Consider the following 10,443-nt stretch of genomic DNA (forward strand, 5'->3'; position numbering starts at 1 on the left):
CCCGCCGGCGACGCGAGGAAAGAGACCGGAACACCGCGCGGAAGGAACCCCTCATGCTGCCCGCGACCACTGAGACGAACCGGCCCCGCGCCGGCCGGCGTCCGTCCCCGAGTGCCGATGTGCTGGTGACGGGACTCGGAGCGACCACCCCGCTCGGCGGTGACGTGCCGTCCAGCTGGGCTGCGCTGCTGTCCGGCCGGTCCGGTGTGACCCGGCTGGACACCCCCTGGGCCGAGCAGTTGCCGGTCCGCATCGCCGGGGGCATGTACGAGGACCCCGCCTTCCGGCTGGACCGGATCCGGCGGCGGCGGCTCGACCGCAGTCAGGCGGCCGCGGTGGTGGCGGCCGGCGAGGCGTGGACGGACGCCGGCGCGCCGGAGGTCGAGGCCGAGCGGCTCGCGGTGGTCGTGGGGACCGGCATCGGCGGCGGCCTCACCCTCCTCGAACAGGACGACCGCCTGGAGCAACGGGGCCCACGCGCCATCTCGCCGCACACGGTGCCCATGCTGATGCCCAACGGCAGCGCCGCGGCGGTGGGCCTGCTGCTCGGGGCCCGGGCCGGCACGCATGCCCCGACCAGCGCCTGTGCGTCCGGCGCGGAGGCGCTGGCGGTCGGCACGCTGCTGATCCGGGCCGGCCGGGCGGACGTGGTCGTCGCGGGCGGCACGGACGCCTGCCTGCACCCGCTGGCGCTCGGCGCGTTCGCCCGGATGCGCGCCCTGTCCCTGCGCAACGACACCCCGGACCTGGCGTCCCGGCCCTTCGACCGGGAACGCGACGGGTTCGTCATGTCCGAGGGTGCCGGCATGGTCGTACTGGAGCGTGCCGACTTCGCGCGGGCGCGCGGCGCGCAGGTGCACGCCGCCCTGTCGGGTGCGGGGGTCACCTCGGACGCCTACGACGTGACGCTCCCCGCCGTGGAGGGCCAGGTGCGGGCCATCGGGGCGGCGCTGCGGGACGCCGGTCTCACCGGGACCGACATCGACCACGTGAACGCGCATGCCACCGGTACGCCGCTGGGCGACGTCACCGAGGCCAGGGCCGTACAGGAGGCCGTGGGCGCGTATCCGGCGGTCACCGCCTGCAAGTCGGCCACCGGCCACCTGCTGGGTGCCTCCGGCGCGGTCGAGGCCGTCTTCACCGTCCTCACGCTCGTGCACGGCCTGGTCCCGCCGGTCCGCAACCTGGACAAGGCGTCGGACGGGATCGAGCTGGACCTGGTGTCCGGCGGGCCCCGATGGGCACCCGTCCGGGCGGCCCTGTCCACGTCCTTCGGGTTCGGGGGACACAACGTGGTCCTCGCCTTCACGAGGTAGTCCCCGCGGCGGCGGCCCGGTCCCGGCAGGACATCAGCAGGTCCGCGACGGCCGCCGGGCGGGTGAGCTGGGGGCAGTGCCCCGCCGCCTCGACCACCGTGACCGGCGTGTCCACGGGCTCGGTGAGCGGATCCGCCGACCCGACGACGATGTCCACGGGCAGCCGCAACTCCCGCAGCACACGGCGGAGTTCGGCGCGCCGGCGATGGGCGTCGCGCAGCGCGGCGACCGCCCGGCCCGCTGCCCCGGCGCGCCGCAGGTCCAGCGCGAGCGCGTCGAGCCCCGGGCCCTCGGTGAGGCCGAGCGAACGGACCAGGCGGGGGGTGGAAGCCGTGCGCAGCAGCGGCACGGCCAGGGGCGAGCGCAGCACCGCGGCGGACGGGCGCTGGAGGAAGGCCGGCGCGACCAGCACGAGTGCCGCGAGCCGGTCGGGCCGGGCCGCGGCATAGCGCAGTGCGGGGCCGCACGCGAGCGAGTGTGCCACCAGCACCGGCCGGGTCTCCACCGGGCGCAGCAGGCCGGCGAGCCAGTCGTCGAGAGTTCCCGCGCCCGCTCCGGACCTGCCGAAGCCGGGCAGGTCGGGAGCGAGGGCGGGCGCGTCCAGGCGGTCCGCGGTCCCCGCCCAGGCGTCGGCGCTCAGCAGGAGTCCGTGCAGCAGCACGTATCCGGGGCGCCGCCGCTCCCCGGTCACCCACGTGCGGGTGCCGGCCACATGCTGGAAGCCGTAGGGGCGGCGGGACGGGCCGGAGCGGCCGAAGCGCGTGGCGACCAGGTCGTCGGCCCACTCGCGCAGCGCCGCCCGCACGGGCGCCATGGACAGCCCGTGCGCCGCGGACAGGGCGCGGGCGGAGGCCGTGTCGTAGCGGTCGGTCGACAGGAACGACAGGGTCTCGGGATCCGCCCGGGTGATCGCACGGGGCAGCCGGCGCAGCAGCCCCACCGGGATCGAGCGGCCGGGGGAGCGCACCCCCATGTGCTCCGCCAGCAGGCCGACCAGGGCGGGCAGTTCGGGGGTGGAGTCGTCCAGCACCCAGTAGGTGCGGCCGACGCTGTCGGGGTCCTGCGGAAGAACGGCCAGGAACCGGACGAAGTGGTCCAGGGGCACGACCGGGAGGAAGACGCCGGGACCGCCGGGCAGGGCCCGCAGCCGGCCCTGCCACAGCGTGGAGACCACCTCGGCCAGGCCGAGGTACTGGCCCGGCCCGATCACCGTACTGGGATTGGCGATGCTCAGCGGAACCCCCAGCTCGCCGGCGCGGGCCCGCACCGCGGCGTCGCCCTCCTGCTTCGACGCCTCGTACGCGCCCAGCCGGCGGTAGTCCGGGGCCCGTCCGTCCGCGGCGGCCATGCGGTAGCCGCTGATGTGCACCACCCGGCGCAGCTTCGGCAGGCCCGCCGCCCAGGCGACCACATGGACGGCCCCCGTCACGTTGACCGCCCGCGCCTGTGCCGCCGTGATGCCGAACGCGAAGCGCGCGGCGGTGTTGTAGACGTCACGGATCCCGGACAGCCCGTCCTCGGGCAGCCCCAGACCGGGCGCGGTGATGTCGGCCCGGACCACCGTCAGGGAGGTGCGGTCCACGCCCTGCCCGTCGAGCCACGCCGTCAGCCCGTCACCGGAACCGCGCACGGCGGCCGCCACCCGGTGGCCGCGGCGCAGGAGTTCCGCCACCAGGGAGCGGCCGATGAAGCCCCCGGCGCCGAAGACGATCGAGTCCGAGAGCATGCAGTCTCCTTGCCCGGTCCGTGATGCCCTGTCAGCGTTCGGGGAACCGGGCCGGGCCCCCGTCCGCGCAGCGGGTCCCACCGTACCGAAACGCCGGGGGCGAAGCGGATGAAACATGCGCACACCGCGCGATCGGGACGAGGTGCCCACGGGTGCCGGCCGCTCTCGCCGCACGTGCGTTCAGGCAGCGCCCCCTCGGCGAACGGGCCCGCCACGACAGCGCCGCAGCCGGCCGACGGCATGTCGCGGCACGGGCAGCGGAGCGCTCAGCGGGCGTCCGCGCCCAGTTCGGCCGCCCGTCGCACGAACGTCTCGTGCAGGTCCCGCGCGGCCTGCGGCACCGACTCGGCCCGCCGGCGCTGCAGCATCAGCACCACCTCGGTGGCATCCCCGGACAGCGGCCGGCACACGATCGTCCCGCCCCGCTCCAGCGGGTCCCCGACCACGCTGAAGTCCGGGAGCACCGTCGCGCCCAGCCCCTCCGCGACCATCAGCTTGCCCATCTCGGCCCCGTCCGTCGAGTACGAGAAGACCGGGGTGAGGTCCGCCAGCAGCCGGTGCACATAACGGTGCATCACATACCCGGTGCGCATGACGATCAGCGGCACGGTGAGCAGGTCGCCGGCCGACACCTCGGCCCGGCCGGCCAGCGGACTGTCCGCCCGTACGCACACCACCGGCCGCCCGCGCAGCAGTTCGGTGGCCTCGAAACCGGCGGGCACGTCGTCGCCGACGAGGTGGTTCACCAGACCCAGGTCGAAGCCGCCCTCGGCGAGCCCCCGGTGGATCTCCGTCTGCTGTGCCCCCACCACCTCGACCTGGGTGACCGGATGCGTGGCCCGGAAGTCCCGCAGTACCGGGATGAGCAGCGGCACGGTCGCCGTGTTGACCGTGCCGACCCGCACCATCCGGCTGATCCGGTGCTGCTCGCCCGCCGCGAACCGCAGCCGGTCCACCGCCTCCAGCACCTCGACGATGTGCGGCAGCAGCTCCCGCCCCGCCGCGCTCATCGTCGCGCCGGTGCGCTTGCGCTCCAGCAGATCGATGCCCAGTTCGCGCTCCAGGTTCCGCACGGTCTCGCTCAACGCGGGCTGCGAAAGGCGCAGTTCGTCGGCCGCCCGGCGCAGCGAGCCGAGCCGGGTCACGGCCGCTATGTATTCCAGCTGTTCGGTCCGCACCCCGGCAGAATGCGCCGACGTTCAAAGCGTGTTCAAGGGTTTCCCTGTCACACGTTCGTGAAATTCAATGGTCCGCGATGCGAGAACGGTCGGGTTTTCCTTGACGCCCGTCGACGCCGACTGCGACCATCGACGGCATGAAGATGCGACTGGACCTCACGCGGCGACGCCACGTCGACCTCGCACGCGTCTCCAGCGCCTCCTGTTGCGCCGCGGCCTGATCACCCCGCCGAGATCCGCCGCGCCCCTTTCCTCTCCTTTTCCCGCCTGAATTCACCGTGCCGTGCCCGCACCGTGCCGGGCCCGGTGAATTCTGGCGTGCCCGAAAACTCGCAACAGGAGTTCCGCATGCCCGCCGCGCCCGTGAAAGTCGCCTACTGGGTTCCCGACGTCAGCGGAGGCAGGCGCGTGCTGCCCCTGGTCCGTGAACCGGAGGCCCGGCTCCCCGACGGCAAGCCCCAGGCCGCCCGGGCCCACGCCTGACCCTCCCTCCACCGCGAAGCCACGAAAGAGGCAGCTCCATGGCCCTCGTCCTGTCCGTCTCCGGCAGCCCCTCCGCCTCCTCCCGCACCGGCCGTCTGCTGCGCCACCTGGACCAGCGGCTGGCCGCCCAGGGCCACGAGGTGGTCCCGCTCGACGTCCGCACCATCCCCGCCGAGGCCCTGCTCGGCGCCGACTTCCGGCACCCGGCGATCGTCGAGGCGACCGGACTGTTCGCCCGCGCCGACGGGGTGGTGGTCGGCACCCCGGTCTACAAGGCCTCGTACTCGGGGGTCCTCAAGGCGCTCCTCGACCTGCTCCCGCAGTACGCGCTCGGCGGCAAGACCGTGCTGCCGCTGGCCACCGGCGGCTCCGTCGCGCACGTCCTCGCCATCGACTACGCGCTGCGACCGGTCCTCAACTCCATGGGTGCCGCGCACATAGTCCAGGGCTGGTTCACCCTCGACAAGGACATCACCGTGGGGGAGGACGGCACCCTCACCCTCGCACCGGCCGCCGCGGATGCGCTCGTCCCGGTCGTCGACCGGTTCTCGGCCGCACTGCTCGGCCGTGCGCCCGTCCTCGCCGCGGCGAGCTGACCCGATGACCGCCCACGTCATCGCCGACGCCACCGAGGCCCTCGCCGTGGCGAGGGTTCTGGCCGACGCCTTCCGGGCCGGGGCCGCCGAACGGGACGCCGCACGCAGGCTGCCCCGGGCCGAGCTGGACCGCCTGTCGGCCTCCGGCCTGCTGGGTGTCACGGTGCCCGCCGAGTACGGCGGCGCCGACGTCGACGCCCTGACCCTCGCCGAGATCTTCCGGCTCCTCGGCTCGGCCGACGGCAGCCTCGCCCAGATCCCGCAGAGCCACTTCGTGTACGTCAACGTGATCCGTCGCCAGGGAACCGAGGACCAGCGGAAGTTCTTCTTCGCCGAGCTGCTCGCCGGCAGCCGCTTCGGCAATGCCCAGTCCGAGGCGGGGACGAGACACGTCCAGGACATCCGCACCCGCCTGGAACGCCAGGGCGACGCCACCTTCCTGCTGACGGGGGTCAAGCACTACTCCACCGGCGCCCTCTTCGCCGACTGGATCCCGGTCCTGGCCCGCGCCGAGGACGACAACCTGCACGTGGCCTACGTCCCCCGGGACGCGCCCGGCCTCACCGTCGTCGACGACTGGGACGGCATGGGGCAGCGCACGACCGCCGGCGGGACCGTCCGGCTGGACGGCGTGGCCGTGCCCGCCGACCGTGTGCTGCCCCACCACCTCACCTTCCGGGGGCCGCAGCTCCACGGTGCGGTCGCCCAGTTGCTGCACGCCGCCATCGACGTGGGGATCGCCGCAGGAGCGCTGGCCGAGGCCGCGGAGTTCGTACGGACCAGGAGCCGCCCCTGGTTCGAGAGCGGGGTGGAGTCCGCCGCCGAGGACCCGCTGCTGATCCAGCGGTTCGGTGAACTCGCCGTGACGGTAAGGGCGTCCGAGGCCCTGCTGCGGGAGGCCGCCCGCGCGGTCGACGCGGCCGGCGCCGACCTCACCGACGCGTCGGCCGCCGAGGCGTCCGTCGCCGTGGCCGCCGCGAAGGTGCAGGCGGCCGAGGCGGCCGTGACCGTCGCCGGGGCGCTCTTCGAGGTGTCCGGGACCCGCTCCGCCCTCAACTCCCTCAATCTGCACCGGCACTGGCGGGACGCCCGGACCCACACCCTGCACGATCCGACCCGCTGGAAGATCCAGCACATCGGCCGGTACGTCCTCAACGGCACCCGGCCGCCCCGCCACGGTCTGCTGTGACCTCCCGCCCCCTTCGATCGGAGACCCCCGTGTCCCTCACCATCCACTGGTTCCTGCCCACCAACGGGGACAGCCGGCATGTCGTCGGCGGCGGTCACGGCACCCCGGCGACGGCCTCCGGACGTGACCGGCCGCCGACGGTCGCCTATCTCAGCCAGATCGCCAGGGCCGCGGAGGACCTCGGTTTCGCGGGGGCGCTCACCCCGACCGGCGCCTGGTGCGAGGACGCGTGGCTGACCACGGCGATGGTCAGCCAGCACACCGAGCGGCTGAAGTTCCTGGTCGCCTTCCGGCCGGGGTTCGTCTCGCCCACGCTCGCCGCGCAGATGGCGTCCACCTTCCAGCGGCAGACCGGCGGACGGCTGCTGCTCAACGTGGTGACCGGGGGCGAGAGCCACGAGCAGCGGGCCTACGGGGACTTTCTCGACAAGGACGCGCGGTACCGCCGTACCGGTGAGTTCCTGGAGGTCGTCCGGGGGCTGTGGGAGGGCGGGACGGTCGATCTGGACGGGGAGCACCTCCGGGTCGAGGACGCCAGGCTGGCCCGGCTGCCGGAGCCGGTCCCCGAGGTGTACTTCGGGGGGTCCTCGCCGGTCGCGGGCGAGGTCGCGGCCCGCTACGTCGACGTGTACCTGACCTGGGGAGAGCCGCCGGCCCAGGTCGCCGAGAAGATCGCCTGGATCCGGGGGCTCGCGGCGGAACAGGGGCGCACCCTGCGGTTCGGGATCCGGCTGCACGTCATCACGCGGGACACGTCCGGGCAGGCGTGGGCCGAGGCCGGCCGGTTGCTGGACGGGTTCGACCCGGAGACCGTGCGGTCGGTGCAGTCGGGGCTCGCCCGCAGCGAGTCCGAGGGGCAGCAGCGCATGCTGGCGCTGCACGGCGGCCGGCGGGACGCGCTGGAGATCCACCCCAACCTGTGGGCGGGCATCGGGCTGGTGCGGGGCGGCGCCGGGACCGCCCTGGTGGGCTCCCACGACGAGGTCGCCGAGCGGATCGGGGAGTACGCGGCGCTGGGCGTCGAGGAGTTCGTGCTGTCCGGGTACCCCCACCTGGAGGAGGCGTACTGGTTCGGGGAAGGCGTACTGCCCCGGCTGGCCGCGCAGGGCGTGTGGCGGCACCCGGCCGGGAGGAACGAAGCGCCGTCGGCGCAGGTGCCGTTCGCCTCCTGAGGGCCGTGCCGGCCCGGTCGCCCGAAGGGAGCAGCAGAAGTTGCGTCACTCGTCCGGCGGGCCTGGCGTGCAGTCGGTCGGCGCAGCCGGGAGCCTAGGATCCATCACCGGGCAAACGTGGCATCTGCCGACTTGTCGGCATGGTCGGGTCCACCTCACGACCGAAGGAGACGGGATGTCGCACCGCGCCGGAAGAACCCGCTGGAGATGCTTCGCGGTCGTCCTGGTACCCGGTGTCGCCGCCTGCGCGACCGTCGGCGTCGCCATGGCACAGGGAGTGCTCGCCGCCTCGTTCTTCATCTCCGGCCAGACGTTCCAGCTCTCCGCCGAGACGCTGACCGCCCGTGGGTTCAGCCTCTACGGCATGGTCGACGTGACGAGGAAGCACGAACTCGTCCCCGTCGTGGTCTCCGGTTTCCGGCATGCCACGATCAGCACGCTGTGCCAGTCCGTCGTCGTCGACGTCCCGGTGCTGGGCACGCACACCCTGCGGCTCACCGGCGGTTCCGGCCGTCCGGTCGAGACCTCGAACTTCTTCATCGACGCGACGGCCGAGTCGGTCGCCGAGGCGAACTTCACCGGCCTCGACATCGGCGTCGCCCAGGGAGCCCTCACCAAGGGCCCGGTCAGGTCCGGAGACCGGAACTCGCAGTTCTTCGATCCCGACGGCGTCGGCCAGCAGGCGACGTCGACCACCCTGAACGACGTGCGGGTGACCGCGGTGGCGGTCTCCGCCGGCACGTTCAGCATTCCGGGCCTGCGGGTGCGGCTCCGACAGGGCGACCACGCATGCTTCTGACCCCGGCGAGCGCCATGCGCGGCGGCCGTACGCCCGGGACCCGGCTCCTCCGCCCGGCGCCGGCACCCCATCCCTCAGGACAGGACGCGTGATCACCAACCCTTTCGCCGGAGGACGCGAACTGCTCGCCAGGGCGCCGGAGTTCCGTCGCAGGTTCCGCACCTGGCGCGGTGAACGTCCCTTCTGGGCCGGGCTGTTCACCTTCGCCGCCGGTCTGCCCATCCTCTACTGGCCCTACGCGCACCTGAGCCTGGCCGGGATTCCGCTCGCCCTGTCGACCACCTCCGGCGCCGGGTCTCTGGTGATCGGAATCCTGCTCCCGGCCCTGGGCATCGCACTGTGCTGCCGCCCCCACCTCCGGGTGTTCGCCGGGATCGCCACCCTCCTGCTCGCCATCGTCTCCTTGCCCGTCTCGAACTTCGGCGGCCTCTTCCTCGGGGTGGCCCTCGGCCTGGTCGGCGGCTCCCTGGCCTGCGCCTGGCTGCCGCCCCCGGCCGACGAGCCGTCGACGGCGCCGGACGACCAGCCGTCCGCGACGGCAGCGACGGGGGAGGGGTGCGGTGGCGCCTGACCCGCTCGCTCGTACGGCCGGTGCCGTGATCGGTCGTGTGGCCCGGCCCCTCGCGGGTGCGCTGGCCGTGGTCGCCGTGGCCGGGCTCCTGCGCCTCGGCGTGCCACACCTGCCCGGCGGCGTTTCCGGCGCACGGGTCGGTTCGTCGGCCCCGGTCCGCCCCGCGAAGGGCCCCTGTGTACTCCGCGCCGACCGGCTCGTACTCCGCGGCGCGAGGTTCCGCGGGGTGGTGTCGGTGCGCACCGGGAACGGGCGGGCCCGGGCCCTGAAGTTCACCGTACGGTCGCTCGACGCCGTCAGCCTCGTCCTGACCGCGGGCCGGGGCCGCGCGGCGATGCGTCTGCGGGCGAGGCCGGCGTCCATTTCCACGCTCAGGGGGCCGGGCGCCGGCGGAGTGGCGACCCTCTACGTCCGCAGACTGACCGGCAGGGTCACGGGCCTCGGCGGCGGCCCGCTCCCGGCGGACCGTACCGTCTCCGTCACCCCCGACGCCGTACCCCGCTGGCTCTCGCACCCGGCCACCCGCACCCGGACCATCACGCTCGCCGCGGCGACCGCCTCGCAGATCACCCAGTTCGGCGGCCGGCTGTCCATCAAGGGCCCGGAGCTGCGGACGGCGGCACGGGTTCCGCACGGTGCGTGATGCCGGGCGGGACCGCGCAGGAGCCGGCCGGCGGATACCGCAGGGGCCGTTGAGAGACGTGCCGCCGGCCGGGCAGTGAGACGGGTGCCGGACGCGGACCGGGTGTCAGACACCGGGGCATCGCGTCGTGGCCCCCTCGAAGCGCCGGCCGCCCGGGAGCGTGACCGTCACCGGCGCGGGTTCGGCGCCGGGGTCGGCAACGCGCTGGGCGGCGGCCGCCGTGCAGGCGATCTGTGCGGCCGCGAGGCCGGGATCGCCCGCATCGCCGGCCGCGGACGACAGCCGGACGGAGATCCGGTGGTCGCCCGCCGTCACCTCCACGAGGCCGGCCCGGGACGGTGCCTCGGGGACGACGGTGGCACCGCCGTCCGCCGGGACGGCCGGGACCGCCGTCGGCAGGCCCGTGGGCAGGGGCAGCCGTGTGGTCACTCCCTTGCGCAGCTCCGCGTCGGTCGGTCCCCGGAGCAGATCCAGCACCGCCGACTCGACGTCGCCCGGCGCGTCCGTCGGGCGACGGACGGCGAACAGGGCGCCGTCCCGCACGAAGTACAGCCGCGTTTCCGGCACGACGCCCACGGCCGGACCGCCCGCCTGCACGACACCGGTCGTGGGGATGCCGCACGAGGCCAGGACGCACATGGCCGCCGGGACCAGGAGGGCGGGGCGGACCAGGCGCCGGAGGGTCACCACCGGTCCTCCCGGAGCGGCTCGTCGGCCGGCAGGGGGAGCCGTACGGTGAAGACGGCGCCGCCCCCGGGGCGGTTCGCGGC

Annotated in this window: 12 protein-coding genes; 9 read left to right on the forward strand and 3 right to left on the reverse strand. The window is 74.5% G+C overall.

What is annotated here, in order from left to right; genetic code table 11:
• Window positions 1-125 precede the first annotated feature (125 nt).
• The gene (locus JF597_RS26320; protein ID WP_293999527.1) at window positions 126-1,316 is read left to right on the forward strand and encodes a beta-ketoacyl-[acyl-carrier-protein] synthase family protein; all 1,191 of its coding nucleotides are present in this window, start codon (window positions 126-128) and stop codon (window positions 1,314-1,316) included.
• On the opposite strand, the gene JF597_RS26325 is transcribed toward JF597_RS26320, so the two are convergent.
• Window positions 1,306-3,042 (reverse strand): alpha/beta fold hydrolase, encoded by a 1,737-nt coding sequence (locus JF597_RS26325; protein WP_293999529.1) that lies wholly within the window; start codon window positions 3,040-3,042, stop codon window positions 1,306-1,308. The two genes, JF597_RS26320 and JF597_RS26325, sit on opposite strands and share 11 nt — an antisense overlap.
• Window positions 3,043-3,308: 266 nt before the next feature.
• A complete protein-coding gene (locus JF597_RS26330) occupies window positions 3,309-4,220 on the reverse strand; it encodes a LysR family transcriptional regulator (RefSeq protein ID WP_293999532.1) in 912 nt (303 codons plus the stop codon).
• A 143-nt stretch (window positions 4,221-4,363) separates the two neighbouring features.
• Here JF597_RS26330 and JF597_RS55675 point away from each other — a divergent pair, with 143 nt between their 5' ends.
• The 8 genes from JF597_RS55675 to JF597_RS26365 all read left to right on the forward strand — a co-directional run bounded on the left by JF597_RS55675 (window position 4,364) and on the right by JF597_RS26365 (window position 9,673).
• Complete coding sequence (locus tag JF597_RS55675) at window positions 4,364-4,441, forward strand: putative leader peptide (RefSeq protein ID WP_350786652.1); 78 nt, start codon at window positions 4,364-4,366, stop codon at window positions 4,439-4,441.
• Window positions 4,442-4,568: 127 nt separating this feature from the next.
• Entirely contained in the window at window positions 4,569-4,703 is a 135-nt protein-coding gene (locus JF597_RS26335; RefSeq protein WP_293999535.1) for a hypothetical protein, read from the forward strand.
• A gap of 38 nt (window positions 4,704-4,741) precedes the next feature.
• Window positions 4,742-5,299: an NADPH-dependent FMN reductase gene (gene ssuE, locus JF597_RS26340; protein WP_293999538.1), complete on the forward strand. Its 558-nt coding sequence runs from the start codon at window positions 4,742-4,744 to the stop codon at window positions 5,297-5,299.
• 4 nt (window positions 5,300-5,303) lie between these two features.
• Complete coding sequence (locus JF597_RS26345) at window positions 5,304-6,488, forward strand: SfnB family sulfur acquisition oxidoreductase (protein ID WP_293999540.1); 1,185 nt, start codon at window positions 5,304-5,306, stop codon at window positions 6,486-6,488.
• A 29-nt stretch (window positions 6,489-6,517) separates the two neighbouring features.
• Window positions 6,518-7,660 carry an LLM class flavin-dependent oxidoreductase gene (locus JF597_RS26350; protein ID WP_293999543.1) on the forward strand — a complete coding sequence of 381 codons (1,143 nt, stop codon included), beginning with the start codon at window positions 6,518-6,520 and terminating at the stop codon, window positions 7,658-7,660.
• A 175-nt stretch (window positions 7,661-7,835) separates the two neighbouring features.
• Window positions 7,836-8,459, forward strand: coding sequence for a DUF6230 family protein (locus JF597_RS26355; protein WP_293999545.1), 624 nt, complete (start codon window positions 7,836-7,838; stop codon window positions 8,457-8,459).
• Between the two features lie 88 nt (window positions 8,460-8,547).
• Complete coding sequence (locus JF597_RS26360; RefSeq protein WP_293999547.1) at window positions 8,548-9,030, forward strand: DUF6114 domain-containing protein; 483 nt, start codon at window positions 8,548-8,550, stop codon at window positions 9,028-9,030.
• Between the two features lie 25 nt (window positions 9,031-9,055).
• Window positions 9,056-9,673 (forward strand): hypothetical protein, encoded by a 618-nt coding sequence (locus JF597_RS26365; RefSeq protein WP_293999550.1) that lies wholly within the window; start codon window positions 9,056-9,058, stop codon window positions 9,671-9,673.
• Window positions 9,674-9,778: 105 nt separating this feature from the next.
• On the opposite strand, the gene JF597_RS26370 is transcribed toward JF597_RS26365, so the two are convergent.
• On the reverse strand, window positions 9,779-10,360 hold the full coding sequence (locus JF597_RS26370) for a hypothetical protein (RefSeq protein ID WP_293999553.1): 582 nt from the start codon (window positions 10,358-10,360) through the stop codon (window positions 9,779-9,781).
• Between the last annotated feature and the right edge of the window lie 83 nt (window positions 10,361-10,443).

The sequence above is a fragment of the Streptomyces sp. genome (assembly GCF_019510245.1).
In the GTDB taxonomy this organism is placed as follows: Bacteria; Actinomycetota; Actinomycetes; order Streptomycetales; family Streptomycetaceae; genus Streptomyces.